Annotated in this window: 25 protein-coding genes and 2 pseudogenes; 21 read left to right on the top strand and 6 right to left on the bottom strand. The window is 65.3% G+C overall.

The window, feature by feature from the left end; translation table 11 throughout:
- Positions 1-2: 2 nt before the first annotated feature.
- Together ABIA45_RS24030 and ABIA45_RS24025 are read left to right on the top strand one after the other, a co-directional pair.
- On the top strand, positions 3-1,457 hold the full coding sequence (locus tag ABIA45_RS24030) for a GntP family permease (RefSeq protein ID WP_404653923.1): 1,455 nt from the start codon (positions 3-5) through the stop codon (positions 1,455-1,457).
- A gap of 92 nt (positions 1,458-1,549) precedes the next feature.
- The gene (locus tag ABIA45_RS24025; RefSeq protein ID WP_404653921.1) at positions 1,550-3,211 is read left to right on the top strand and encodes a tannase/feruloyl esterase family alpha/beta hydrolase; all 1,662 of its coding nucleotides are present in this window, start codon (positions 1,550-1,552) and stop codon (positions 3,209-3,211) included.
- Positions 3,212-3,241: 30 nt separating this feature from the next.
- Here ABIA45_RS24025 and ABIA45_RS24020 read toward each other — a convergent pair whose 3' ends face one another.
- Together ABIA45_RS24020 and ABIA45_RS24015 are read right to left on the bottom strand one after the other, a co-directional pair.
- The gene (locus tag ABIA45_RS24020) at positions 3,242-3,736 is read right to left on the bottom strand and encodes an AAA family ATPase (protein WP_404653920.1); all 495 of its coding nucleotides are present in this window, start codon (positions 3,734-3,736) and stop codon (positions 3,242-3,244) included.
- On the bottom strand, positions 3,723-4,487 hold the full coding sequence (locus ABIA45_RS24015) for a hypothetical protein (RefSeq protein WP_404653918.1): 765 nt from the start codon (positions 4,485-4,487) through the stop codon (positions 3,723-3,725). The genes ABIA45_RS24020 and ABIA45_RS24015 overlap by 14 nt, the downstream gene beginning before the upstream one ends.
- Positions 4,488-4,598: 111 nt before the next feature.
- On the opposite strand from ABIA45_RS24015, the gene ABIA45_RS24010 reads away from it, so the two are divergent.
- The 6 genes and pseudogenes from ABIA45_RS24010 to ABIA45_RS23985 all read left to right on the top strand — a co-directional run bounded on the left by ABIA45_RS24010 (position 4,599) and on the right by ABIA45_RS23985 (position 11,478).
- Positions 4,599-5,048 carry a MarR family winged helix-turn-helix transcriptional regulator gene (locus ABIA45_RS24010; protein WP_057027572.1) on the top strand — a complete coding sequence of 150 codons (450 nt, stop codon included), beginning with the start codon at positions 4,599-4,601 and terminating at the stop codon, positions 5,046-5,048.
- 14 nt (positions 5,049-5,062) lie between these two features.
- On the top strand, positions 5,063-5,833 hold the full coding sequence (locus ABIA45_RS24005) for an enoyl-CoA hydratase (protein ID WP_271539335.1): 771 nt from the start codon (positions 5,063-5,065) through the stop codon (positions 5,831-5,833).
- Positions 5,834-5,944: 111 nt separating this feature from the next.
- A pseudogene (locus ABIA45_RS24000) lies at positions 5,945-7,979 on the top strand (methyl-accepting chemotaxis protein).
- 127 nt (positions 7,980-8,106) lie between these two features.
- Complete coding sequence (locus tag ABIA45_RS23995; RefSeq protein ID WP_404653916.1) at positions 8,107-9,045, top strand: dihydrodipicolinate synthase family protein; 939 nt, start codon at positions 8,107-8,109, stop codon at positions 9,043-9,045.
- Between the two features lie 355 nt (positions 9,046-9,400).
- A complete protein-coding gene (locus ABIA45_RS23990) occupies positions 9,401-10,801 on the top strand; it encodes a selenium-binding protein SBP56-related protein (RefSeq protein ID WP_404653915.1) in 1,401 nt (466 codons plus the stop codon).
- 83 nt (positions 10,802-10,884) lie between these two features.
- Complete coding sequence (locus ABIA45_RS23985) at positions 10,885-11,478, top strand: hypothetical protein (protein ID WP_404653914.1); 594 nt, start codon at positions 10,885-10,887, stop codon at positions 11,476-11,478.
- A gap of 3 nt (positions 11,479-11,481) precedes the next feature.
- Here the strand turns inward: ABIA45_RS23985 and ABIA45_RS23980 are convergent, their stop codons facing one another.
- The 3 genes from ABIA45_RS23980 to ABIA45_RS23970 are packed head-to-tail and all read right to left on the bottom strand — an operon-like array spanning position 11,482 to position 14,060.
- A complete protein-coding gene (locus ABIA45_RS23980) occupies positions 11,482-12,180 on the bottom strand; it encodes a DUF1045 domain-containing protein (RefSeq protein ID WP_404653912.1) in 699 nt (232 codons plus the stop codon).
- Positions 12,181-12,198: 18 nt separating this feature from the next.
- Positions 12,199-13,392 (bottom strand): alpha-D-ribose 1-methylphosphonate 5-triphosphate diphosphatase, encoded by a 1,194-nt coding sequence (locus ABIA45_RS23975; RefSeq protein ID WP_404653911.1) that lies wholly within the window; start codon positions 13,390-13,392, stop codon positions 12,199-12,201.
- A complete protein-coding gene (locus tag ABIA45_RS23970) occupies positions 13,389-14,060 on the bottom strand; it encodes a chloramphenicol acetyltransferase (RefSeq protein ID WP_157283300.1) in 672 nt (223 codons plus the stop codon). The genes ABIA45_RS23975 and ABIA45_RS23970 overlap by 4 nt, the downstream gene beginning before the upstream one ends.
- Positions 14,061-14,234: 174 nt before the next feature.
- Between ABIA45_RS23970 and phnC the strand changes: the two genes are divergently transcribed.
- From phnC to phnE (ABIA45_RS23950), 4 genes are all read left to right on the top strand, one after another.
- Positions 14,235-15,050 carry a phosphonate ABC transporter ATP-binding protein gene (phnC, locus tag ABIA45_RS23965; protein ID WP_275498417.1) on the top strand — a complete coding sequence of 272 codons (816 nt, stop codon included), beginning with the start codon at positions 14,235-14,237 and terminating at the stop codon, positions 15,048-15,050.
- Positions 15,051-15,121: 71 nt separating this feature from the next.
- Positions 15,122-16,030 carry a phosphonate ABC transporter substrate-binding protein gene (phnD, locus tag ABIA45_RS23960; protein ID WP_404653909.1) on the top strand — a complete coding sequence of 303 codons (909 nt, stop codon included), beginning with the start codon at positions 15,122-15,124 and terminating at the stop codon, positions 16,028-16,030.
- Between the two features lie 67 nt (positions 16,031-16,097).
- Positions 16,098-16,985 carry a phosphonate ABC transporter, permease protein PhnE gene (gene phnE / locus ABIA45_RS23955; protein WP_271539820.1) on the top strand — a complete coding sequence of 296 codons (888 nt, stop codon included), beginning with the start codon at positions 16,098-16,100 and terminating at the stop codon, positions 16,983-16,985.
- Positions 16,982-17,836, top strand: coding sequence for a phosphonate ABC transporter, permease protein PhnE (gene phnE / locus ABIA45_RS23950; protein WP_271539318.1), 855 nt, complete (start codon positions 16,982-16,984; stop codon positions 17,834-17,836). The genes phnE (ABIA45_RS23955) and phnE (ABIA45_RS23950) overlap by 4 nt, the downstream gene beginning before the upstream one ends.
- A gap of 137 nt (positions 17,837-17,973) precedes the next feature.
- On the opposite strand, the gene phnF is transcribed toward phnE (ABIA45_RS23950), so the two are convergent.
- Entirely contained in the window at positions 17,974-18,705 is a 732-nt protein-coding gene (gene phnF, locus ABIA45_RS23945) for a phosphonate metabolism transcriptional regulator PhnF (protein ID WP_157283296.1), read from the bottom strand.
- Positions 18,706-18,823: 118 nt separating this feature from the next.
- Here phnF and phnG point away from each other — a divergent pair, with 118 nt between their 5' ends.
- The 9 genes and pseudogenes from phnG to ABIA45_RS23900 all read left to right on the top strand — a co-directional run bounded on the left by phnG (position 18,824) and on the right by ABIA45_RS23900 (position 25,808).
- Positions 18,824-19,288, top strand: coding sequence for a phosphonate C-P lyase system protein PhnG (gene phnG, locus ABIA45_RS23940; protein WP_404544194.1), 465 nt, complete (start codon positions 18,824-18,826; stop codon positions 19,286-19,288).
- Between the two features lie 4 nt (positions 19,289-19,292).
- Entirely contained in the window at positions 19,293-19,901 is a 609-nt protein-coding gene (gene phnH / locus ABIA45_RS23935) for a phosphonate C-P lyase system protein PhnH (RefSeq protein ID WP_275498421.1), read from the top strand.
- 4 nt (positions 19,902-19,905) lie between these two features.
- Positions 19,906-21,009, top strand: a complete 1,104-nt coding sequence (locus ABIA45_RS23930; RefSeq protein ID WP_271539311.1) for a carbon-phosphorus lyase complex subunit PhnI — start codon at positions 19,906-19,908, stop codon at positions 21,007-21,009.
- Positions 21,006-21,902: an alpha-D-ribose 1-methylphosphonate 5-phosphate C-P-lyase PhnJ gene (locus ABIA45_RS23925; protein WP_404653908.1), complete on the top strand. Its 897-nt coding sequence runs from the start codon at positions 21,006-21,008 to the stop codon at positions 21,900-21,902. Before ABIA45_RS23930 ends, ABIA45_RS23925 begins: the two co-directional genes overlap by 4 nt.
- Positions 21,895-22,692 (top strand): phosphonate C-P lyase system protein PhnK, encoded by a 798-nt coding sequence (gene phnK, locus ABIA45_RS23920; RefSeq protein ID WP_157283291.1) that lies wholly within the window; start codon positions 21,895-21,897, stop codon positions 22,690-22,692. The genes ABIA45_RS23925 and phnK overlap by 8 nt, the downstream gene beginning before the upstream one ends.
- A gap of 22 nt (positions 22,693-22,714) precedes the next feature.
- Positions 22,715-23,414 (top strand): annotated as a pseudogene (gene phnL / locus ABIA45_RS23915) (phosphonate C-P lyase system protein PhnL).
- A gap of 12 nt (positions 23,415-23,426) precedes the next feature.
- Entirely contained in the window at positions 23,427-24,575 is a 1,149-nt protein-coding gene (locus tag ABIA45_RS23910) for an alpha-D-ribose 1-methylphosphonate 5-triphosphate diphosphatase (RefSeq protein WP_128264913.1), read from the top strand.
- On the top strand, positions 24,572-25,168 hold the full coding sequence (phnN, locus tag ABIA45_RS23905; RefSeq protein ID WP_404653907.1) for a phosphonate metabolism protein/1,5-bisphosphokinase (PRPP-forming) PhnN: 597 nt from the start codon (positions 24,572-24,574) through the stop codon (positions 25,166-25,168). Before ABIA45_RS23910 ends, phnN begins: the two co-directional genes overlap by 4 nt.
- A gap of 28 nt (positions 25,169-25,196) precedes the next feature.
- Positions 25,197-25,808, top strand: coding sequence for a pyridoxamine 5'-phosphate oxidase family protein (locus tag ABIA45_RS23900; RefSeq protein ID WP_275507935.1), 612 nt, complete (start codon positions 25,197-25,199; stop codon positions 25,806-25,808).
- Positions 25,809-25,849: the final 41 nt, after the last annotated feature.

Here is a 25,849-nt window from a genome sequence, read left to right as displayed (position 1 = left end):
GCATGGGTCTCCTCGGTCTCCTCGTCGGGCTCGGTCTGCTCGTCCTATTCGCCTTCCGCGGCTGGAGCGTCCTGCTGCTCGCGCCGTTCGCCGCACTCATTGCCGCGTTGTTCGGCGGTGAGCCGCTGCTCGCGAACCTGACCCAGGTGTTCATGGTGAACGCGGCGGGATTTCTGGCGCAGTTCTTTCCGATCTTTCTGCTTGGCGCCGTCTTCGGCAAGTTGATGGACGACTGTGGCGCGGTGACGTCGGTCGCCGGCTTCATGGCGGAGCGCCTCGGCGAACGGCGCGTGATCCTGGCGGTCGTGCTCGCCGGCGCGCTGGTGACCTATGGTGGTGTCAGCCTGTTCGTTGCGTTCTTCGTCATCGTTCCCATGGCCCGGTCGCTGTTTCGTGCCGCTTCGATTCCGCGTCGTCTGATCCCGGCCGCGATCGTGCTGGGAACGTCGACCTTCACCATGTCGGCCCTTCCTGGCACGCCGTCGATCCAGAATGCGATTCCGATGCCGTTCTTCGGCACGACGCCGTTTGCCGCGCCGGGCCTCGGCGTCGTCGGCTCGCTCATCATTCTCGGCGCCGGATTGTGGTGGCTGCATCGCGCCGAAGCTGCGGCGCGCCGCGCCGGGGAAGGTTATGGCGACGACGCCGAGGGCGCGATCGAGCAGACCGCTGCCGACGAGCTCGTGCGCGAGCGCGCGACGACTGCCCGCGAGTTCGATCCGGGAGAGCTACAGCACGGTCATCGCAGCGAGCGGGCATCGCCCGTGCTGAACGCCATGGCGCCGCTCGTCGTCGTCGTGACCGTCAACCTGGTGATGTCGCTGGTGGTGCTGCCGCGGCTCGATGTCAGTTATCTCGCCGAGCCGCGCTTTGGTGACACGACGCTTGCGGCGGTCGCAGGCGTGTGGTCGGTCGCGGTGGCGCTGGCTGCCGCCATCGTGACGGCCATCGCGCTGAACTGGGCGCGCCTGCCGGTGCTGCGCCGGACCATGGACGCCGGGGCCAATGCGTCGGTCCTGCCTGCGTTCAGCGTCGCTAGCCTCGTCGGCTTCGGCGCCGTCGTGGCCTCGCTGCCGGCGTTCACGATCGTGCGCGACTGGGTGCTGGCGATCGAAGGGGGACCGCTGGTCTCGCTCGCCGTCGCGACCAACATCCTGGCCGCGCTGACCGGGTCGGCGTCGGGCGGCCTGACCATCGCCCTCGATGCTCTCGGCCCGACCTATGTCGAAGTTGCCGCGCGCCACGGCATCGACCTTGCGCTGATGCATCGCGTGGCGGTGATCGGCGCGGGAACGTTGGACATCCTGCCGCATAACGGTGCGGTGGTCAGCCTGCTCGCGATCTGCGGCCTGACCCATCGCGACAGCTATTTCGATATCGTCATGGTCGGTATCGTGACCTCGCTCCTGGCGCTGCTGGCGGTGATCGTCCTGGGCACTAGGCTGGGCTCGTTCTGACGGAAAGCCGGCGTCAGCGATTGACGGACGGGCGAAGGTTGCATTGAATGCGGCCAAGTACCGAACGCAACAGAACAAGCCGGGTGGAAACGATGAAGCGCAACAGAGCGAAGCTGTGTGCATGGCTGGTGGGTACTGCGGCCGTAATGAGCGCGAGTGGTGCGTTGGCGGCAACGCTGCCGGAAGACGCCGAGACTGTCTGCAAGGGGCTCGTCGGCGGCGCTGACGCCGTGAAGATCGATTCCGCGATCCTGCAGGCGCCGTCGCAAATGGCCGTCGCCGAGCGCGGGCCGACGCCGTCAGCACGCATCACGCCGGCCAATCCGGGCTTCTGCAAGGTGCTCGGCCATATCGATCCCACCGATCCCAAGGCGCCCCCGATCAAATTCCAGGTCAACCTTCCCGTCGAATGGAATGGTCGCTCGTTGCAATATGGCGGCGGCGGCTTCAACGGCGTGCTGATCACCGGCCTTACGCTGCCGCCGGCCTACCCCTTCGACAAGCCCTCGCCGCTGGCGCGCGGCTTCGTCACCTACGGCACCGACTCCGGCCACGAGACCAAGCAGGGCGAGCCGCCGCAGGTGTTTGCGCTGAATGACGAGGCGTTCGAGAATTTCGCCCATCGCGCCTACAAGAAGGTGCGCGACGCCGCGGTCGGGCTGATGCAGCGCGCCTACGGCAGGAAGCCGGAGAAGCTGTACTTCATGGGCTCGTCAGAGGGCGGCCGCGAAGGCCTCACCATGGCGCAGCGCTATCCTGATGATTTCGACGGAATCTTCGCCCGCGTGCCCGTGATCAACTGGGTCGGACTGCAGCATGCCGGCACGCGCTCGGGTCTCGTCACCATGGGCGAGGGCTGGATCAACCCGGCACAGGTCAAGCTCGTGGGCGAGGCCGTGCGCGCGGCTTGCGACAAGGCCGACGGCTCCGACGATGCGCTGGTGCAGGATCCCGTCGGCTGCAAGGCGGCCTTCAAGATCGCGACGCTGCGCTGCGCGGCCGGGCAAAGCGGCGACCAATGCCTGACCGACGCGCAGATCAAGGCCGTGAACACGCTGCATGCGACCTACAAATTCCCCTTCGCGCTCGCCAATGGTCTCGACGATTATCCGGGCTGGGGCGTCTCCGGCGAGGACATCCCCGCGGTCGGGCCGACCGGCGGCTGGGTCTCCTGGTGGCTCGGCACCGCGCCGCCGGCACAGCCGCCCGCGCCGAACAACGGCATCGCCTGGATCTACGGCGCCGGCGGCATCCAATATGTCTTCGCGCGTGATCCGAAGCTCGACGTCACCACCTACAAGGTGGAAGAGCACAAGGCGAGGCTGCTCGAGGTGTCCAGCCTGATGGATTCCACCGACCCCGATCTCAGCCGCTTCCGGGCGCGGGGCGGCCGGCTGATCGTGCTCGAGCACATGGCCGACTACGCCCAGAGCCCCTATGCCGGCATTCGCTATTTCGAGAGTGTCGAGCGCAAGATGGGCAAGGCCGAGACCGCGGAGTTCGCGCGCCTCTACACTGCGCCTGGTGTCGACCATGTCGGCTCTGGCGCGCCCGCCAATGTCGATATGCTGAGCGTTCTGGTCGACTGGGTCGAGAACGGCAAAGCGCCCGGCGACTTAGAGGTCAGGGAGCAGAAAGTCGAGGCGCCGTCGTTTGCCGCGACGCGCTCGCTGCCGTTGTGCCGCTGGCCGGCCTGGCCGCACTACAAGAGCGGCCCGGTGACGGAAGCGGCGAGCTTCACCTGCGCGCCGTGAGGCGCAATGGGCCGGATGAATGAGCGAACGTCACTCCGCTGCCATCGCCTGTGCCGCGCCGAGCAACCGCGCATTGAGCCGGCCGCCGGAGAACAGCATGTCGTCGAGGGCTTCGTCGATGTCGGCCGAGACGATCGACTTACCGCCGTCGCGCGCCAGGCTGGCTTGCGCCAGCCGGCGCATCAGCTCCTTGATGAAGGCGCAACTCGTGCCCTCGCTGCGGCGGGCAGCCTCGATGATGATCGCGTCGTCGAGCGGCAATGCCTTGCCGTAGAGGCGCACCAGCTTGCTGCGGCCATGTTCGTCCGGTAGCGGGACTTCGATGGCCTGGTCGATGCGGCCGGGGCGACCGGCAAGGGCGGCTTCAAGGTCCTGCGGCCGGTTGGAGGTGAGAACGAACAGGATGTCGGCATCCTGCTTCAGCCCGTCCATCTCATTGAGCAGCCTGTTGAGCATGGATTCTTCGCACGGCCCCATGTTGCGACGGTCGCGCGCGATCAGGTCGACGTCCTCAATCACCACCATGGAGGGCTGCAGCAGCCGTGCCCTTGCGCGTCGATTGTCCGAGCCGCCGCAGCTGCTCGCGGGTGCCGACGAAATTCAGCACGTTGCGATCGAGCAGCCGCAGAGTCCGCTCCGGCAGGATCACCTCGTCGCGTTCGACGGCGGGCAACCGGTGCACATTGATGCCGCGGGCTAGGCCGCGATAGTCGGAAGACTCCTCAAGCGACAGGATCTTGCCGCGATAGGTGCGCGCGGCCTGCACGGCTTCTTCGAGCGCGCCGAAGCAACGCTGCACCACAGCCGCCCCAGCGCTTCCCGCAGACACCACGATTTCGATACGGATGCCGGGCTCGCGACGGGAGTCGCGGTTGGCGCAGAGCAGGACGGCATAGCGCAAACCGTCGTGCTCGCAGAGCCACAAACCGTTGTCGAGGCAGCGCGATGGACTGCTGTCGCCGACATCGACGTCGGAATATTGCAGCGGGGCGATCGCCACGGCGATCCGATCGTCGCGGAGCAGGCGCGCAAACGACAGCGTTTCGTAGTGTTCCTCGGCAAGTCCGAACAAGTCGACGTGTGCTGCCAGCTGCTTGTCGAGCGCGGCTTGGACGTCCACTCGCATGTGGCCGGGAAACTGCCGGGTGGTCGTCACGAGCTTGCTCAGCGGAATGTCTTCGAAATACGCGTCCAGAACTCCGAACGCATAGGTGAACTGACCTTCCGTTTCGTTCTCTTGGTCTTGCTCTTCCGCTTGCTCCAACCTCTGCGCCACGGCTAGCCTCCCTGTCTGCAACTAGAACGGGTTTAGAACAAATAAGGAACATGAACGCGCGAGAACGTCAAGCGCTTTGACAACGAGATCGGTAGACGCTATTTGCTTCGCATGCGAAATAACAGCGCCGACGCGCGGCACCCTCGGTTAATCTACCTGCTGAGTGTCGCCCAGCGCCGGCTGCAGCGCTGGATGGCGGCGCGGCCCGAGAGCGAGGTGACGCCGGCGCAGGCGGGGCTGCTGTTCATCCTCGGCAAGCAGGATGGCGTCCTGATGGGCGAGGCTGGGGCGGCGCTCGACATGGGACCGGCCGGCATTTCGGGTCTCGTCGACCGGACGGTGGCTGCGAAGCTGGTCGAGCGGCGGGCCGACCGCGAGGACGGCCGCGCCTTTCGCATCTGGCTGACGCCGAAGGGGCGCACCGCGCTGGCGCAGGCCAAGACCAGCGCGGCGGAGGTCAATGCGGCGCTGACGGAAGGATTCACGGCCGCCGAGATCGACATCGTCGCACGCTGGCTGACGAGCATTCAGGACAAGTTTCCAAGACGTTCAGACGAATAAAACGGAGCAGACCAATGACCGAGCACGTCCGGATCGAGAACAGCGGCGGAATTCTCACCCTCACGTTGGCACGTCCCGACAAGAAGAACGCGCTGACGGATGCGATGTACGGAAAGCTCGCCGATGCGATCGAATCCGCCGAGTTCGACCCATCCGCCCGCGTGATCCTGATCCGCGGCGAGGGCGACATGTTCACCGCCGGCAACGACGTCGGCGAGTTCGCGGCCGTCGCGGCCGGCAAGTCCGAAGGCAGCCGCAACGTGGTGCGCTTCATCCAGTCGCTGGCGCGCTGCACCCGGCCGCTAGTCGCGGCCGTGCAGGGCCGTGCCGTCGGCGTCGGCACCACGATGCTGCTGCATTGCGACCTCGTCGTGCTCGCCGACAACGCGCAATTGTCGACGCCGTTCGTCAGCCTCGCGCTGGTGCCTGAAGCCGCCTCCAGCCTGTTGATGCCGGCGCGCATCGGCTACGCCCGCGCCTACGAGATGTTCGCGCTTGGCGAAACCGTGCCGGCCAGGTCCGCGCTGGAATGGGGCCTCGCCAACCGTGTGGTGCCGCTCGACAAGCTGGATGCCGAAGCGCTTGCGCTGGCGCAGCGTCTCGCCCGCCAACCGGCCGGGGCCCTCATCGCGACCAAGCGGCTGATGCGCAACGGCGAGGCGCTGGTCGCGCAGATGCAGGCCGAAGGCGAGCAGTTCGCGCAGCGCCTGCGCACCGCCGAAGCGCGCGAGGCGTTTACGGCGTTTGCGGAGCGCCGCCCGCCGGATTTCACCAGAATAGGATAGTATTCCGAATGCGTGCAGGTTGGATCGTTTCGATTCAACTCAAACCTTAACGAAACATTGGCACGTGGCGGTGCAAGGTGGCCTCTCCGGAGAGTTAGGCCCCCTCGACCCATGTCCATTGTTAAGAAATCGGTAAGCACGCTCCTCCTGGTCCCGATGACGCTGCTGGCGGCCGGCGCGCTGACCAGCACGGCCGTCCAGATGGTCGGGGCCTTCGGCCGCTATAGCGACAGTCTGGAGACCGAGCGGCTCGCGAATGCCGACAAGTCGATCTTCCATGGCGTGGTTGCCCTGCGCAGCAATCGTGGCGATGCCCAGAGCGCCCTGCTCGGCGAGGACGATCCGCGCGCCAAGCTCGGCGTTGCCGAGAAGGCGGAACAGGCCGGCTTCGACGCCATCAGTGCTGCGCTCTCCACCGTCGAATTCGCCCGCCGCGACGAGCTCGCCAGCACGCTGAAGCAGCGCTGGAGCGAGGCCGCGCCAAAATTCCAGTTGTTCTACGACGAGGCCAAGCTGCCGCGCGCCGAGCGCAAGCTGGAGCGGACCGCGCCCTGGTACGATGCGGTCACCAAGGTGATCGAGACCGCCAATCTCGCATCCACCGCGGTGTCGAACCGCGCTTGGATGAACGATCCTTACATCGCCCGCATGATCCAGGCCCGCCGCCTCGCCTGGCAGGTGCGCGACCGCTACGGCATCCAGTGCTCGACCCTGCGGCCGAACGTCAACGCCAGCAAGCCGCTCGACGACACCCAGAAGCAGACCGTGGCCGGATGGAACGGCGTCGTCACCGCCGGCTGGACCGGCATGGAGGAGCTGCTGGCTGCGCCTGACGTGCCGGCCGACCTCGTCAACGCGGCTAAGGAGGCGAGGGCCAAGACCGACGGCGCTCTCAAGCAGATCGGCGAGCTCACCAAGGGCTTGGATGGCAGCGGCCGTCCCGCGATGCCCGCCTCGGAATGGAACGCGTTGTGCCAGGCTCCGTTCGCGTCCATCGTCGCGGTCGCGAGCAAGGCGCTCGACCTGTCGATCGCGCACGCGGAGGCGGTTCAGGCCAAGGCCCTCACCAATCTCATCGTGCAATCCTTCGACTTCCTGCTTGCACTGGCCGTGACTGTCGCGGGCGTGTTTGTGGTGCGCAACCGGCTGATGCGCCCGGTGCGCGCGATCCTCGATGCCATCGCCCGCATCAGCGCGCGCGATTATGCGACGCCGGTGCCGCAATCGCGGCATCCCGACGAGTTCGGCACCATGGCGGCTGCGCTCGAAAGCCTGCGCGAGAGCGCGGCGACTGCGGAGCGCCTGGGTAAGGAACGCGAGTCGCAGCAGGCGCTTCAGCACGGTGCAGGCGGTCATTCAGAGCGTTGCGGCCTCGACGCGGGAGCTCGACGCCACCGCGAGCGGCGTGCGCTCGCTGGTCTCGGAATTGAGCAGCCAGACCGCGGCGGTCTCCTCGGCCGCCGAGCAGGCCACCAATAATCTCGAGACCATCGCCGCTGCGACCGAGGAGCTCTCCGCATCCGTGGGCGAGATCTCCGCGCAGGTGCAGTCGAGCGCGCGCGAGGCCCGCGAGGCCGTGGCCCAGGCCGAGCAGACCACTGCGACCGTCGAGATCCTCGATCAGACGGCAAACCGCATCGGCGAGGTCGTGAAGATGATCAACGCGATCGCGGCCCAGACCAATCTGCTGGCATTGAACGCCACTATCGAAGCCGCGCGCGCCGGCGAGGCCGGCCGCGGCTTCGCGGTGGTCGCGGGCGAGGTCAAGAGCCTTGCGGCGCAGACCGCGACGGCGACGGAGGAGATCTCGCGCCAGGTGGAGGAGATCCAGGGCGCCACCGGCCAGGCGGTCGCCGCGATCCGCTCGATCGGCGGGGCCATCAGCGGTATCGACGAGAAGATGACAGCGATTGCCGCCGCGGTCGAACAGCAGCGTGCGGCCACGACGGAGATCTCGCGCAACTTCCAGCAGGCGGCCCAGGGCACCCGCGAGGTCACCGATACCATCGGCAGCGTCGCAAGGCTCAACCAGGAGACCGGCAATGCCGGCACGGTGCTGTCGGAGTCCGTCAAGAAGATGTCGGCGGATGCCGATCGTCTTCGCGTCGCGGTCGAGGGTTTCCTGGGCGCCGTGAAGAGCGCCTGATTTTCGTACTCTTTCCATCGGACGTCGCGCGGGCATTGCCGCAGCTCGGCACTGCGGGTACATCTGTGCCGCCTCGCTCCCGCGGGCGCGGCGACAGACCCAAGACACATCAGGGATGGAGAGTTCGATGCCGGTCACCCCACACAAGGCCCAACGCCCCTATCGCGGCGTGTTCCCGGTCGCGCCCACCATCTTCGACGAGCGCGGCGAGCTCGACCTCGAGGGCCAGCGCCGCTGCATCGATTTCATGATCGACGCCGGCTCGCACGGCATTTGCATCCTCGCCAATTTCTCCGAGCAGTTCGTGCTCACCGATGCCGAGCGCGAGGCGGTGATGCATGCGGTGCTGGACCATGTGGCCGGCCGGGTTCCCGTGATCGTCACCACCACGCATTTCAGCTCGGCCGTGTGCGCGGCGCGCAGCAAGCAGGCCGAGGCGGCCGGCGCCGCCATGGTGATGGTGATGCCGCCCTATCACGGCGCGACCTTCCGCGTCCCCGAGAAAGGCATCGTCGAGTTCTTCGAGGTGCTGTCCGGCGCCATCAACATCCCGATCATGATCCAGGACGCGCCGGTTGCCGGCACGCCGTTGTCGGTCGAATTGCTGGCGCGGCTGTCGCGCGAGTTTTCCAACATCCGCTATTTCAAGATCGAGGTACCGGGCGCAGCCTCAAAACTCCGCAGCCTGATCGAGGCGGGCGGCAAGGACATCGAGGGTCCCTGGGACGGCGAGGAGGCGATCACGCTGCTCGCCGATCTCGATGCCGGCGCGACCGGCGCCATGACCGGCGGCGGCTATCCCGACGGCATCCGCCAGATCATCGATCCCTATTTCGCGGGCGATCGCGAGAAAGCGAAGGCCGCCTATGAGCGCTGGCTGCCGCTGATCAATTACGAGAACCGGCAATGCGGCCTGATCGCCTGCAAGGTGATGATGCAGGCCGGCGGCGTGATCAAGTCGGAGGCGGTGCGGCATCCGCTGCAGCCGCTGCATCCGGCGACGCGCGCGGGGCTATTGGAGCTCGCCAAGGAGCGCGACGCACTGGCGCTCAGGTGGGGGAAGTAATTCTCTCCCCGTCAGTGCGTGAAGCTGTCGTAGGGTGGGCAAAGCGAAGCGTGCCCACCAACTTGCGCGCCCTCGGGAAGAGCGGTGGGAACGGCGCTTTGCGCCTTTGCCCACCCTACGAAGGCTGCGAGGAGCGACTTGTGCGCCCTCGCTCGCAATGAACGAGGGATGCCCATTTCGCCTGAAGGCGTCGAATTAGCGCGTGCCGGGCCGTTCCCCACAGCCCGGCGATGGCATATTGTACGCGCGCCAACCGGCGCCTTGCGGAGATTCCCAGGACATCTCGCAACAGCTCTTCTTTTGCCACTATCCCGAGCCAGGTTGGTGCAAACCGACAGAACAGGGAGGCAGTGCCATGACGATGAGGCCGGATCCCACCTTTCACGCATCGCCCAAGCTTGCGATGGAAGCGCCTGCGGAGAATTTTGCTTACACCTTGCTGCTCAGTCCGGATTTCTCAAAGCCGGACGCTCTTGCGGTCATCGACGTCAAGCCGGGATCGCCGACCTATAGCCAGATCGTCCATACCGTAACGATGCCCAATAAGGGTGATGAGTTTCATCATTTCGGCTGGAATGCTTGCTCCTCCGCCCTGTCGCCGCTCGCCGGACACGCCTTCATCGAGCGGCGCTATCTCATCATCCCGGGGCTGCGCTCGTCGCGGATCTACGTGATCGATACCAAGCCCGATCCGACGAAGGCCAAGATCCACAAGATCATCGAGCCAGAGGAGGTCTTCAAGAAGACCGGCTACTCGCGGCCGCACACGATCCATTGCGGGCCGGACGGCATTTACGTGAGCACGCTGGGCGGCGGCGGCAAGGACGGCACCAATGGACCTCCGGGCGTCTTCATCATGGATTGCGAGACGTTCGAAGTTCTTGGACGATGGGAGATCGACCGCGGCCCGCAGACGCTGCACTATGATTTCTGGTGGAATCTGCCGCGCGATTACATGGTGACGAGCGAATGGGCATTACCGCCGCAGTTCGAGAACGGGATCGTCCCGGAAGATCTGCTTGCGAATAAATATGGCCATCGTCTCCACTTCTGGGACCTTCGCGCGCGTCGCAACGTCCAGACCATCGACCTCGGCGCCAATCATCAGATGGCGCTGGAGGTGCGCCCCGCGCACGATCCGGTTCGCGAGTATGGTTTCGTCGGTGTCGTGGTCGACACCACCAACCTCGAAGCGTCGATCTGGACCTGGTGGCGCGAGGGCGGAAAATTCCATGCCGAGAAGACGGCGACGATTCCTCCCGAAGCCGCGCCCAAGGAGAAGCTGCCGCCGCTGCTGCAGGGATTTGACGCCGTGCCGCCGCTGGTGACGGACATCGACCTGTCGATGGACGACCGGTTTCTCTATGTCTCGTGCTGGGGGACGGGTGAGATGCGCCAGTACGACGTCAGCGATCCCAGAAAGCCGAAGCTTGCGGGCTCGGTCCACATCGGCGGCATCGCGCGGCGCACGCCCCATCCGAACGGAAAGGCCTTTGCGGCGGGCCCGCAGATGGTCGAGATCAGCCGCGACGGCCGGCGCGTGTACTGGACCAATTCGCTCTATTCCACCTGGGACGACCAGTTCTATCCCGACGGGGTTCCGGGCGTGGAAGTCATGGCCAATGTCGGTCGTGACGGCGGCCTCGAGCTCGACAAGGACTATTTCGTGAGTTTCCCCGACGGATATCGTGCGCACCAGATCAGACTCGAGGGCGGCGATTGTTCGACGGACTCATTTTGCTACCCGTCGGTCTAGATGGGACGCAGGCGAGCCCGGCCCTTGGCTGGCTGTGGCTCGCGCTTGTTGCGAGCGGTCTCTACCACGGGATCAATCCGGGAATGGGATGGCCGCTCGCCGTTTCGGCCGGGCTCATGGACAAGAGCCCCCTCGCGCTCTTCCGCGCATTGTGGGCTCTGGCGGCCGGGCACCTCCTGGCAACACTTCTCGTGCTGCTGCCGTTCGCCTTCCTGCTCGTACTGGCCGAATGGCAGCGTCCAATCCAGATCGGTGCGAGTCTTCTCGTCATCGGCTTTGGCGTCTACCGGCTGATCGACCGGCGTCATCCGCGCGCGCTGGCACGAATTCCGCCGACGCAATTGGTGCTCTGGTCATTTGCCGTCGCCATCGCTCACGGCGCTGCCCTGATGCTCGTGCCGATCTATCTCGGGCTCTGCCAGGCCTTCGAGCTCGATGCCGGCCATCAGGCGGCGGGCGCGCTGATTGCGGCAAGTCTCGGGATGGCGGTGCTGGTGTCCCTGGTGCACGTTGCCGCCATGGTCGGTGCCGGCGGATGTCTGGCGTGGCTGGTCTACCGCCATCTGGGATTGAAGTTCGTCTCGCGAAGCTGGTTCAATCTGGATGCAGTCTGGGCGATCAGCCTCGTTCTGGTTGGCGCGGTGGCGCTCGCTTTCAATCTTGCGGCCTCGCGCTGAGGTCTACCGCACCAAAGCCCACTCGCCGATGATGCGAAACCGCGCCTTGGCATCATCCTGCCTGAACAACGCAATGCGATCGATCGCGAACATCTCGATCCCCAGCGCCACAAACCTTGTCCGCAGCATCTGAAGGATCGGCCCGCGCCGTTCCGCATCCAGCCGACCCGTCAAGGTCATGTGGAAACGGAATTCTTCCATCACGTAAGGATAGCCCCAGCGGTCGAGATAATCCCGCTGCCGCTCGCTGAGCCTCTCCGGCTTGCGACGGGCGCGATCTTCCGTCGTCAGCGGGGCGCGAAACAGGTCGAGCTCGCGAACGCAATCAGCGGCAAGCTGTTGGAGAGCCTCGACCGGCTCGGCCGGAATGACGGCAATGAAGCCGCTGATGGCATCGACCACCGGTCGGATCGCCGGGATCGGACGTGTCCTGCCCGCGAAGGCCGAGCAGGCGGCCAGCAGCTCGGCTTCGGTCTTGCCAGGCGCCAGCGCCATCGGCGCCTTCAGCGTGGCGTGAAAGCCGTATTTGCGGGGATCGGCGCTGACCTCGCGCCAGTCCGGCGCGGCCTGCAGCGCTTGTTGCGGAAACGGCAGCTCGTCTCCGGTATAGGCGTCATAGCCGAGCAGCTCGGCGCCGAAGCGGGAGAGGGCGCTGTCGCGGCCTGCGGCATAGTAGATCGCGTAGCGGGGGAAACCTGTCATTGCCTCAGCATAACCAATTTACGCCGCGACGACAGCCTCGCGCGTCGCCGCCATTGCGGTGAGCAGCCGCGTCGCGTCGGTGAGATGCACGAGCCTGCCGCCTGAGATCACCGCGATCAGTCGCGGCCGCAGCTCGACGCTGTCATCGACGAGGAGAATGTCGGCGCGGCGTCCCTCCGCGAGCAGGCCGCGATCGGTGAGGCCGGTTGCCCGCGCCGGGCCGGCGGAGATTAGATCCCAGGCCTGAGCCAGCGGCACCACGCCATCGGCGGCCAGGCGGAACGCGGCGATCAGCTGCGCGGGATAGTAATAGTCCGACGCCAGCACCGAGCAGAGCCCCTTTGCGATCATGTCGGAGGCCCTGGTCCAGCCGGTGTGGCTGCCGCCGCGCACGACGTTCGGCGCGCCGTAGACGATGGCATCGCCGTGGCTGGCCGCAGCCTGCGCCGTCTCCTCGTTGATCGGAAATTCCGCGATCAAGGCGCCGAGCTCGCGAAAGTCCCGGCGCATCGCCGGGCTCGAATCGTCGTGCGAGAGCATCCTCACCTTGGCGGTGCGGGCCGCGGCGGCCAGGCGTGACACCGAGGCGGGCACCTCGTCGGCGCGCGAGACCACGCGCTTGACCAGCCGGTCGAATTCTTCACTCGACAGCCCGGTGCGCTCCACCATGCGGTTGCGTTTGCGCGGCTTGGCCATGTCGGCGACGGTGCCGTCCATGTGGTCGTTGAATGCGAGCAGGTCGACGCGGCCCTCGGCCAGCCACCGTGCGATCTCGGCTTCGGCATCGAGATTGTAGGTCTCGTGCCGCAGGTGGAAGCGGGTGTCAGCGGCGAATTGCGGACGCTGCCGCTCGATCGCCTCCATCAGGCCGCGTGCATTGTCGGCGCTGCGCAGGCCCGGCTCCCACGAGCAGGTCGTGGCGTGAAACACGGTGGTGATGCCGTTGCTGATCGCCTGGCGGTCGCTGTCGGCGAGCGCAACGTCGATCGGAAAGTCGACGCCGGCGCGCGGCATCATCTGGCGCTCGAAGGCATCGCCATGCAGATCGACGATGCCGGGCAGCACCAGCAGGTCACGGGCATCCAGCGCCAGCCGCGCCCGGCCGCGAGAGGCGTCGACCTTTGCAATGTCTGTTCCGGAGACGAGAAGAGATGTTTCGGCGAGCTCGGCGCCGATCAGGGCCCGGCCGCCTTCGATGAATATGTCTGTCACGCGACCGCGCTTCGTTTGCTGGCAGGAGAATTGGCGAGTGAGCTCGCTTTTGCTTCGTATGCCGAGAGGAAATCTTCAATCCCGAGCTTGCGGAAATTGGGCAGCGCCTCGCGCAACTTGTCGTGATCCCAGTCCCACCAGGCAAGCCTTGCGAGCCGTCCGGCGATCTCCTCCGAGAACCGCCGCCGCACGATGCGGGCCGGATTGCCGGCGACGATGCTGTAGGCCGGCACGTCCTTGGTGACGATCGCGCCGGCGGCGATCACCGCGCCGGTGCCGATGTTGCGGCCCGGCAGCACGATCGCGCCATGGCCGATCCAGACGTCATGACCAATATGAACGTGATGCTGCCGGCGCCACTCGAAGAACTCGAGATCGTCGCTCTCACCCTCGAAATAGGCGCTGGATCGGTAAGTGAAATGCGCCTGAGTGGCGCGATGCATCGGATGGTTGCCGGGATTGATGCGGGTCATCGCCGCGATCGAGCAGAATTTGCCGATGGTGGTGTAGGTGATCTGCGCATCGTTCACGACATAGGAATAATCGCCCATCGCCACTTCATGCAGGATCGTGCGCGCGCCGACTTCGGTGTAGGCGCCGAGCCTGGTCTCATGCAGCTTGGCCGAGGGATCGACGGTCGGCTGAACCGAAAGAGCTTTGGCGGCCATGTTGCATCCGAAGTGCGAGGGCGGGCGTCTCTCTTCGAGCGGCCGGATGACGATGTCATGACAAACAGATGACAGGGGATGATGTGCGTAGGATGGCCGCACTGCAGCAGCGCTGTCACACAAGTGTTAAGCGCCGGCGTTAGCGGTTGGCTCCAGCTACTCTGGAGCTCCTGTATGCTGGTGGTTGAAGGCCTGACGTGTCGCTTCGGCGCGAAAGCCGCGGTGGACGATGCTTCGTTTCAAGTTTCCCCGGGCGGCTTCGTCGGGGTGATCGGGCGATCCGGCGCCGGCAAGTCGACATTGCTGCGGTCCATCAACCGGCTGGTGACGCCGAGCGGAGGACGCATCCTGTTCGACGGCGTCGACGTCACCTCGCTGCGCGGCAGGGAGTTGCGGCAGTGGCGCGCCCGCTCGGCGATGATCTTCCAGCAGTTCAACCTCGTCGGCCGGCTCGACGTCCTCACCAATGTGCTGATGGGGCGGCTGTCGACGGTGCCGACATGGCGGTCGCTGCTGCAGCTTTGGCCCGAAGAAGACAAGGCCGTCGCGATGTCGGCGCTTGAGCAGTTCGACATGGCTGCCATCGCGGCCCAGCGCGCCGACCACCTCTCAGGCGGTCAGCAGCAACGCGTGGCGATCGCGCGGGCGCTGGTTCAGCAGCCCGACATCATCCTTGCCGACGAGCCGATCGCCTCGCTCGATCCCCGCAACACCAAGATCGTGATGGATGCGCTTCTGCGCATCAACAAGCATTTCGGTATCACGGTGCTCTGCAACCTGCATTCGCTCGATCTCGCCCGCAGCTATTGCGACCGCCTGATCGGGATGGCCGCGGGGCGGGTCGTGTTCGACGGCGCGCCGGCGGCCTTGACCGACCATATCGCGCGCGAGCTGTACGATCTCGAGGCGAATGAAGTCATGGATGTTGCGCCCCGGGATGCATCGGTCGGCACGGCAGTTCCTGCCTTCGGCACGGTTGCCGCGGCCTGATCGCCGCTTCAAATCGAGCCCAGCGTAGAGCCGGAGCTCGACAGTTGCATAACCTTGAAATGGGAGACGTCATGATAGACCGTCGTACGATCGTTGCCGCTGCGGCGGCCCTGGCATTTTCAGTTTCGGCCGCTGCGGCGCAGGACTGGAAGGCAAAATATCCTGAGCTGATCTTCGCAAAAGTTCCCGACGAGAATGCCTCCGGCACCACTAACCGCTGGACGCCTCTGACGGAGTACCTGTCCCGCGAGCTTGGAACCAGGGTCACGCTGCGGATTGCCAACGACTACGCCGCAGTGATCGAAGGTCAGCGTGCAGGAAACATTCACATCGCGATGTACGGCCCGGCGTCCTACGCGCGTGCCTACATCGTTGGCGCGAAGGTCGAACCGTTCGCTATCGAGGTGAACGGCGACGGCACCAAGGGCTATTACTCGGTTCTCTATGTCAAGAGCGATTCGAGCTACAAGGACATCAAGGACCTGCAAGGCAAGAACCTCTGCCTCGTTGATCCCAATTCGACTTCCGGCAACAACGTGCCGCGTTTCGCGATGAACAAGATGGGCATCGACCCGGAAAAGTTCTTCGCCAAGGTGGTCTACTCGGGGAGCCACGAAAACGCAGTGATCGGGCTTTCGCAGGGCACCTGCGACGCGGCGTTCAACTGGTGGAACGATGAGAAGGAATCGAACCTGCTCCGGATGGAACGGAAGGGCATGGCGAAGGCCGCGGATTTCAAGATCATCATGAAGTCCGAGCAGATTGTGAACTCGCCGATGGCCTATCTCGGCAGCCTGCCTGACGACCTCAAGGCGGCGATCAAGAAAGCCGTGCTGGAAATTGCGGTGAAGGACAAGGCCGCTTTCGACAAGATCTACGAGGGGAAGCAATTGCCCTACGTCGAGGTCGACCACAAGGCGTATGAGGCCGTGATCGAACTGACCAAGTTTGTCGACAGCATTCGCAAGCAGAAATCCTGAGGGAAACGAAGGGTTGGACAAGACGGGCAGATCGCACGATCTGGCCGTCGGCTCTTCCGAACATCCCATGCGAACAGCAGTTCCCGAATTCCCGGAAGCCAGGCTGCGTGAGCTTGCCGATCGCTATGCGGCTGCAATTGCCGCCAAGCGCCGGCGCGTATGGCTCGGTGCCGCCGTCCTGATCGCCGTTGCTATTGCCGCGGGCTGGATGGGCGAGGTCAGTCTTGGAAATTTTGTCGAGAACTTCTGGCGCTTCCCGGCCTATTTCGTCAGCATCGCACCCAAATTTTCGTTCGCGACCGCATGGAGCGATTTGGCGGACTGGCTGTGGGGGTTGCCGCGCTGGACACGGCTTCTCGGGGATACGTTGCTGATCGCATATATGGGCACCCTCTCGGGTGCGCTGTGCGGTTTCGCACTTTGCTTCCTCGCCTCGGCCAATCTCGTGAAATCAGGAACGACTGTTTTCGTCACCCGGCGCGTCCTGGAATTTTTCAGGACCGTGCCGGAGATCGTGTTTGCCCTGATCTTCGTGCTGGCCTTTGGTCTCGGGCCGCTGCCGGGCGTTCTGGCCATTGCAATCCATACCGCCGGAGCGTTGGGCAAGCAGTTCGCCGAGGTTGTCGAGAACATCGACAGCAAGCCGGTCGAAGGGGTGGCGGCAAGCGGGGGCAGCTGGGTTCAGGTTGTTCGGTTCGGCGCGTTGCCTCAAGTCCTTTCGAACTTCGTGAGCTATGCCTTGCTCAGGTTCGAGATCAACGTGCGTGGCGCTGCCGTGATGGGCTTCGTCGGCGCCGGCGGGATCGGCCAGGATCTGATCGAGGCGGTTCGCAAGTTCTACTTCACCGACGTCAGCGCCATCCTGTTGCTCATCGTCCTTACCGTCATGTTGATCGACTTCCTGACGGAACGGTTGCGACACCGCCTGCTCGGGCTGGAGGGAAGCACCCGATGAGCTCCTTCAGTTTTGAAAACCGGGCCGGCATTGCCGAACGGTATCCCGACGTCTTCCGGACCGATTGGTGGCAGCGGGGAAGGATCGCAATACTCGTCGGCGGGGCGGTCGGGCTGTTCCTGTTCGGGATCGTCCAGCTCGATATTCCCTTTAACCGGCTCTCCCAAGGCATGGTCAGGCTGGGCGAATTCGTCCAGCTCATGTTGCCGCCCAATCCGGGTTCTTGGGCGGAGGTTCTGAAATATCTGCATGCGCTCGGAGAGACGGTGTCGATCGCGTTTCTCGGCACGCTGGGCGGCGCGCTGCTCGCGCTGCCGGTATCCCTGCTGGCGGCGCGCAACGTGGTTGCAAGCCGGATCATCCGCGTATTGACGCGTCGTGGCCTCGATACCATCCGTGGAGTCGATACCTTGATCTGGGCACTGATCTGGGTCGGCGTCGTGGGGCTGGGGCCGTTTGCCGGCATCCTGGCCGTGATCTGCAGCGATTTCGGAACGTTCGGCAAGCTGTTCTCGGAAGCGATCGAGGTCGCCGACAAGAACCCCGCGGAAGGCGTTCGGTCATCGGGCGGCAACCATTTCCACAGCGTCCGGTTCGGATTGCTGCCGCAGGTATTCCCGGTCTTGCTGAGCCAGGTGCTCTACTATTTCGAGTCGAACACGCGATCGGCGACGATCATCGGAATCGTTGGCGCTGGCGGCATTGGCCTTCAGCTTGCCGAACAGATCCGGGTGCTGGAATGGCAGAAGGTATCGTTTCTGATCCTGCTGATCCTGATAACGGTATCGTCGATCGACTGGATTTCCGGCAAGCTGCGCTTCGCGATTATCGGCAAGCGGATGGTCGCCTAACGTCGTGCTGAAGCCTTATCCATTCCGATTGAATCGGAACGGAACTCTGGCTTCTTGTTTTGACGCGTTTTCTCGACGCACACCGTTTCCACTTCGGATCAAGTCCGAGGGCATGCTTCGCTGGAAAACGCTCTGATCTAACCGTTCTCCACCAAGAACTCCACACGTTCTGCCGCAAAGCGCGAGTGCTTCGTCACCAGCGGCTTGCCCGTGAGATCATGGTCGGTGGCGTCGACCACCAGGATCGGCCGCCCCAGCGCCAGATCGAGCCGTGCGGCGTCGCTCGCATCGACAATCCCTGCGGTGATCCTCGTTGCGCCCCGGCGATAGTCGCGGACGCCGAAATGCTCCAGCAGCTTCGTCATCGAGCGCGTTGCCGCGAACACGGCGCCTGCATCCGGGAACAGGTCAGCCGAGAGCCAGGTGGTGGAAACACAGATTGGCGTGCGGTCGGCGAGGCGAATCGCCTCGATCCGCACCAGGGGTGCGCCGGTCTTTAGTCCCAGCTCCCGCGCGAGCTCGCGCGTCGCGACGTCATCGGTCGCCTCGATCAGCCGGCCGTGCGGCTCGCGGCCATCAGCGCCGACGATCTCGGAGAAGCGCGTGCGCGAGCGCAGGGGATAAGCGAGCTTCTGGGCCTCGACATAGGTTCCGCTGCCGCGCTCGGCGCGCACCAGGCCGCGCTCGGCAAGCGCTGCCAGCGCGCGCCGCACGGTGTGGCGGTTGACGCGATAGGTCTCGGCGATCTCCATCTCGCCCGGCAATTTGTCGCCGGCCGCAAAGCGGCCGTCGGCGATGCCGCGCTCGATGCCATCGGCCACGAGGCGCCATAGCGCGACGCCCGACGAGGCTGTGTCCTGCATGCTCATGTCGCGGGAAACCTACTCCAGAAATCACAGCATTGTCACGAAACAGTCATGGCGCGTCCTTATGAAGTTGTCTATTATCATAGACAACTTCGGTGCGGCAAGTTCTGTAGAAGGTTCGATGGACCAGGTGACCCAGCACAACGACCAGCAAGCCCAGCGCAAGGCCGCAATGGCGGTGCTGGCGCACGCGGAGGCGGGCGAGATCGCCGCTCGCCTCCGCAACTTGGCCCTCCCGGACCATCAGGATCTGCGCACGCCCGAGAACGGCCTCGTCATGCTGCGCGGCCGGGTCGGCGGCGATGGTGCGCCGTTCAATCTCGGCGAAGCGACGGTGTCGCGCGCCGCGGTGCGGCTTGCGAGCGGCGAGGTCGGGTTCGGCTACACGCTCGGCCGCGACGGTGAGAAGGCGCGTCTGATCGCGCTGTGCGATGCGCTGGTGCAGTCCCGCGATTTCGGCGGAGCGGTGGAGCGCGAAATTATCGCGCCGTTGCGCGAGCAGCTCATGGTCAGTCGCAAGCAGGCGGCGGCAGCGGCCGCCGCGACGAAGGTTGATTTCTACACCATGGTGCGCGGTGAGGGGTGAGATCATGACCACGATTGCGGAGCTGCCGCCGGGTTTCGCCGACAAGGTGCTGTCGGCGCAATCGACCTTTCGCTCGGTCATGGACGCCATGGCGCGGCCGGGCTCGGTCCAGCGCATCGTGCCGATGGCGGGCGCGCCTGATACGATGATGCGCGGCACCGCCGCGATCGCGCTGACGCTGTTCGACCACGACACGCCGCTCTGGCTCGACGCACGGATGGCGGAAAGCGCGGACGTGACGAAGTGGCTCAAGTTCCACACTGGCGCGCCGGTTGTGCAGGATTCGTCGGTCGCTTCGTTCGCGCTCATCAGTGACGGCGGCGCCTTGCCCTCGTTCGAATCCTTCGCGCTCGGCACCAGCGAGTATCCGGACCGCTCGACCACGGTGATCATCCAGGTCGACAGCCTCGCCGCCGGGCGCAGCTTCGAGCTGCGCGGCCCCGGCATCGACGGAGTCGCCACGCTGCAGGCGTCGATCAAGCCTTTCGACCTGTTCGAGCGCCTGCAGATGAACGAAGCGCTGTTTCCGCGCGGCATCGATGTGGTGCTGGTCGCCGATGACGCCGTGGTCGCGATCCCCCGCACCACGCGCGTCGTGAGCAAGGGAAGCTAGAAGCATGTATGTCGCAGTCAAAGGCGGCGAACGCGCCATCGAGAACGCCCATCGCCTGCTCGCGCATAGGCGGCGCGGCGACCAGAGCGTTGCGGAAATCTCGCTCGATCAGATCTCGGAGCAGCTCGGCCTTGCCGTCGATCGCGTCATGAGCGAAGGCTCGCTCTATGACCGCGAGCTCGCGTCGCTTGCGATCAAGCAGGCGCGCGGCGATTTGATCGAGGCGATCTTCCTGGTCCGCGCCTTCCGCGCCACGCTGCCGCGTTTCGGCGCCAGCGAGCCGGTCGACACCGGCACCATGCGGGTGCAGCGGCGGGTGTCGGCGACCTTCAAGGACATTCCCGGCGGCCAGATCCTGGGGCCGACCTTCGACTACACGCACCGCCTGCTCGATCCATCGCTCGCCCAAGGTTTTGTGCCGGAGAGGCCGGCTGCGGCCGAAGCCTCCACCGCGCCGACGCCGCGCGTGACAGACATTCTCGGGCGCGACGGGCTGATCGAATCATCGCCGGAAGCCGAGGACGGCGCCAGCGTCGGCGATCTCACCCGCGAGCCGCTGAATTTCCCCGCGGACCGTGATTTGCGCCTGCAGAACCTTGCGCGCGGTGACGAAGGCTTTCTGCTCGCGATGGGCTATTCCACCCAGCGCGGCTACGGCCGCAACCATCCCTTCGTCGGCGAGATCCGCTTCGGCGAGGTCGAGGTCGAATTCGTCGCGGAAGACGTCGGCTTTGCCGTGCCGCTCGGCGCGATCGAGCTCACGGAGTGCCAGATGGTCAACCAGTTCAAGGGCTCGGCGACGGAAGCGCCGTGCTTCACCCGCGGCTATGGCCTCGCCTTCGGCCAGAGCGAGCGCAAGACCATGTCGATGGCGCTGGTCGATCGCGCATTGCGCGCCCGTGAGCTCGGCGAGGAGGCGCTGGCCCCGGCGCAGGACGAGGAATTCGTGATGTCGCATTCGGACAATGTCCAGGCGACCGGCTTCGTCGAGCACCTGAAGCTGCCGCATTACGTCGATTTCCAGTCCGAGCTCGGCCTCCTGCGCAAGCTGCGTCAGGAGTTTGCCGATGCCGACACGCCCGATGCCATGAAGGAGGCCGCGGAATGAACGCGCCCGCCTACAATTTCGCCTATCTCGACGAGCAGACCAAGCGCATGATCCGCCGCGCGATCCTCAAGGCGATCGCCATCCCCGGCTATCAGGTGCCGTTCGCCAGCCGCGAGATGCCGATGCCCTATGGCTGGGGCACCGGCGGCGTGCAGGTCACCGCCGCGATCCTGGGGCCGCAGGACGTGCTGAAGGTGATCGACCAGGGCTCCGACGACACCACCAACGCGATCTCGATCCGAAAATTCTTCGCCAAAACCGCCGGCGTTGCGACGACGACGGCGACGGACGAGGCTACCGTGATCCAGACCCGTCACCGCATCCCCGAGACGGCGCTGAACGAGAACCAAGTGCTGGTCTATCAGGTGCCGATCCCCGAGCCCCTGCGCTTCCTCGAGCCGCGCGAGACCGAGACGCGGCGCATGCACGCGCTGGCCGAATACGGCCTGATGCATGTGAAGCTCTACGAAGACATCGCCCGCTTCGGCCATATCGCCACCGCCTACGCCTATCCGGTGAAGGTCAACGCGCGCTATGTGATGGATCCGTCGCCGACGCCGAAATTCGACAATCCCAAGATGGACAATTGCCCGGCGCTGCAATTGTTCGGCGCCGGCCGCGAGAAGCGCATCTACGCGATCCCGCCCTATACGCAGGTGGTGTCGCTCGATTTCGAGGACCACCCGTTCGAGCCCTACCGCTTCAACGCCCCTTGCGCGCTCTGTGGCGCGGAGAATTCCTATCTCGACGAGATCGTCACCGACGACAAGGGCGGGCGCATGTTCGTCTGCTCGGACACCGATTATTGCGAGGGCCGCCAGGCCGCCGGCCATCACGGCAGTCTCAGTGCCGCGCCGTACAAGGAGAAGGCGCAGGAGGCCTCGAATGGCTGATCAGAATCTGGTCGAGAACGACGAGCCGCTGCTGGTCGCAAAATCCCTCAGCAAGTCGTTCGGCCGCATCAATGCCTGCCGCGACGTGTCGTTCTCGCTCTATCCCGGCGAGGTGCTGGCGATCGTCGGCGAATCCGGCTCGGGCAAGTCGACGCTGCTGCAAATGCTGTCAGGCCAGCTCGCGCCGAGTGCGGGCCATGTGTCCTATCGGATGCGTGATGGCGTCACCCGAGATCTCGCCACGCTGGGAGAAGCCGAACGGCGCTTCCTGTTCCGCACCGATTGGGGCTTTGTGCATCAGGATCCCGCACAGGGCCTGCGGATGGCGGTCTCGGCCGGCGCCAATGTCGGCGAGCGGCTGATGGCGGTGGGCTGGAATCATTACGGCCGCATTCGCGACACCGCGTCCGACTGGCTCACCCGGGTCGAGATCGACACAGCCCGCATCGACGATGCGCCGCGCACCTATTCCGGCGGCATGCGCCAGCGCCTTCAGATCGCCCGCAACCTCGTCACCGAGCCGCGGCTCGTGTTCATGGACGAGCCGACCGGCGGACTTGACGTGTCGGTCCAGGCCCGCCTGCTCGATCTCTTGCGTAGCCTCGTCGCCGAGCTGAACCTCGCCGTCGTCATCGTCACCCACGATCTCGCGGTGGCGCGCCTCTTGTCGCACCGCGTGATGGTGATGAAAGGCGGCCGCGTCATCGAGACCGGTCTCACCGATCAGGTTCTCGACGATCCGCGCGAGCCCTATACCCAGCTGCTGGTCTCCTCGATCCTGCCGCCATGATCTTTACAACATGAGCCCTCCGATGCCCGCCATGATCGACATTGCCGATGCGCAAAAGACCTTCACGATGCACCTGCAGGGCGGCATCGAGCTGCCGGTGGTGCGCGGCGTGACCTTCCACGTCAATCCCGGCGAGTGCGTGGTGCTGTCGGGGTCCGTCGGGCGCCGGCAAATCGTCGATCCTGAAGATGATCTTCGGCAATTACCGCTGCGACAGCGGCCGCATCGGCATCCGCCATCGCGGCGCCGTGGTCGATCTTGCCACCGCCGAGCCGCGGCAGGTGCTCAACATCCGCCGCTCCACCATCGGCTATGTCAGCCAGTTCTTGCGGGCCGTGCCGCGGGTTGCGACCATCGACGTCGTGGCGGAGCCGTTGATCGTGAACGGGATGAGCCGGACTGAGGCACAGGCGCGCGCCGGCGAGCTGCTGCGCCGCCTCAACATTCCCGAGCGGCTCTGGCAGCTGCCGCCCGCGACCTTCTCCGGCGGCGAGCAGCAACGCGTGAACATCGCCCGCGGCTTCATCTCGGATCTGCCGATCCTGCTGCTGGACGAACCGACCGCCTCGCTCGATGCAGCCAATCGCGCCGTGGTGGTGGAGCTGGTCGCTGAAAAGAAACGTCAGGGCGTTGCCATGGTCGCCATTGTCCATGACGACGAAATCCGTCATTTGATTGCCGACCGCATCGTCGACGTCACCGGCTTTGCCGCCGCGGCCTGAAGGAATGGGGAAATGAAGAAGGAATCCGTGATCGCCAACGCCAGGATCGTGCTGGCTGACCGGGTGATCGAGCAGGGCTGGCTCGCGCTTGCCGACGGCCGCATTGCGGAGATCGGCGAGGGGACTGCGCCCGCGGGTGCCGAGGATGCCGGCGGCGATCTGATCATGCCCGGCCTGATCGAGCTCCACACCGACCATCTCGAGGCGCATTACGTGCCGCGGCCAAAAGTGTTCTGGAATCCGGTCGCCGCCGTCATCTCCTATGACGGCCAGCTTGCGACCTCGGGCATCACCACCGTGTTCGATTCGCTCCGGGTCTGGCGCGAGGACGGCGCCGAGGAGGTCGATGGCCGCGCCGGCGTGCTCGCCGCCGCGATCACCACCGCGCGCGAGGCCAACCTGCTGCGCGCCGATCACTTCCTGCATCTGCGCTGCGAGATCCCGATGCCGAGCGTGGTCGAGGAGGCCAAGGAGCTGATCGACCGTCCCGACGTCAAGCTGATGTCGCTGATGGACCACACGCCGGGCCAGCGCCAGTTCCGCGACGAGGTCAAGCTGCGCGACTATTACCGCGGCAAGGGCGGCGGCAAGACCGATGCCGAGCTCGACGAGCTGTTCGCAAAGCGCTTCGAGTATCAGAGGCTCTATGCCGCGGCCAACATGCGCGAGATCGTGGCGCTGGCGCATGAGTACAACATTCCGCTGGCGAGCCACGACGACACCACCGAGGAGAACGTCGCGGACGCCGTGCGTGACCGCGTCTCGGTCGCGGAATTCCCGACCACGCTGGAGGCCGCGCGCGGCCTGCACCAGGCCGGCATCGACATCCTGATGGGCGCGCCGAACGTAGTGCGCGGCGGCTCGCACTCCGGCAACATCGCGGCGGTCGATCTCGCCCGCGAAGGCCTGCTCGACATCCTGTCGTCGGATTACATTCCGTCGAGCCTTTTGATGGCCGCGTTGCAATTGCCCGAGCATGTGCCCGCGATCAGCCTTCCTGCCGCGGTCCGCACCGTGACGAAAGCGCCCGCCGAAGCGGTCGGCCTCACCGACCGCGGCGAGGTCGCGACCGGCAAGCGCGCCGATCTGATCCGCGTCCATGTCGCAGGCCACGTTCCCGTGGTCCGCAGCGTCTGGCGCGAAGGACACCGCGTCGCATGAGCGAGATGGCGACCACGGGCGAAGGCGAGAGGGGTGCGATCGGCTCCGGCCGGCTCGTGCTCGTGGTCGGCCCCAGCGGCGCCGGCAAGGACACGCTGTTGCGGCTGGCGCAGGCCGCCTGCAGCGAGGACCCCGACATCGTCTTCCCACGCCGCATCGTGACGCGGGCGTCCTCGGCCGATGAAGACAATATCGCGGTCAGCCCCGACGAATTCCGCCGTGCGTGCGAGCACGGCGACTTTGCCGTGCACTGGGAGGCGCATGGGCATTCCTATGCGCTGCCGCTCGAGATCAACGACGACATCCGCGCCGGCCGCACCATCGTCGTCAACGTCTCACGCACCGTGATCGCCGCCTTGCGCCAGGCCTATGCCAACGTCGTCGTGGTCGCGATCACGGCGCCGCCGGAGGTATTGGCGCAGCGGCTTGCCGCGCGCGCCCGGACAAGCGATGGCGACATCGCCGAGCGGCTATCGCGCAGCATCGATGATGCGGCGGCACAGGCGGATGTCACGATCGTCAATGCCGGCAGCGCGGACTATCACGGCCGTCAGCTCGTGCGCGTGATCAGGAATCAAGGCTGGCAAGATTAGTTGCTGGCAATAACACGGAGAGAGTGGAATGACGGTGATTGAAACGGTCGAGCAGCTAGAGGCCATCTACGGCGTCACGAACGATGCCTCGACCGTCAAAGTTGCCGACCACGTCACCCCGCTCTACAGCATCTTCATCGAGAAGGCGCCGTTCGCCGCGCTCGCCACCATCGGACCCGAGGGCATCGACTGCTCGCCGCGCGGCGATCTGCCCGGCTTCGTCCGTATCCACGATTCCAAGACGCTGATGTTGCCGGACCGCCGCGGCAACAACCGGGTTGATTCCTTGCGGAACATCGTGCGCGACCCCAGGGTGTCGCTGATGTTCCTGATCCCAGGCTCGGGCAATGCGGTGCGGGCGAACGGCCGCGCGCATCTCTCCATCGATCCGGAGCTGCTCGCCTCGTTCAAGGTCGAAGGCAAGGCGCCGCGCAGCGTCATGGTGATGAACGTGGACGAGATCTACTTCCAATGCGCCCGCGCCATCGTCCGCTCCGACCTCTGGAATCCCGACAAGCGCGTCGATCCGAAAACGCTGCCGACTCCGGGACAGATCCTTGCGGAGATGAGTGACAACAAGGTCGGTGGCGCGGAGTACGATCGCGCTTGGCCCGAACGGGCGGCGGCGACGATGTGGTGAGCAGGTGCGCTCTCTCGTCTCCCTCTCCCCGCAAGCGGGGA

Origin of the sequence: Bradyrhizobium sp. USDA 336 (assembly GCF_044908355.1) — a bacterium.
Classification (GTDB): Bacteria; Pseudomonadota; Alphaproteobacteria; order Rhizobiales; family Xanthobacteraceae; genus Bradyrhizobium; species Bradyrhizobium yuanmingense.
Note: the sequence above shows the minus strand (reverse complement) of the source record. Positions and strands in the feature narration are given on the sequence as shown.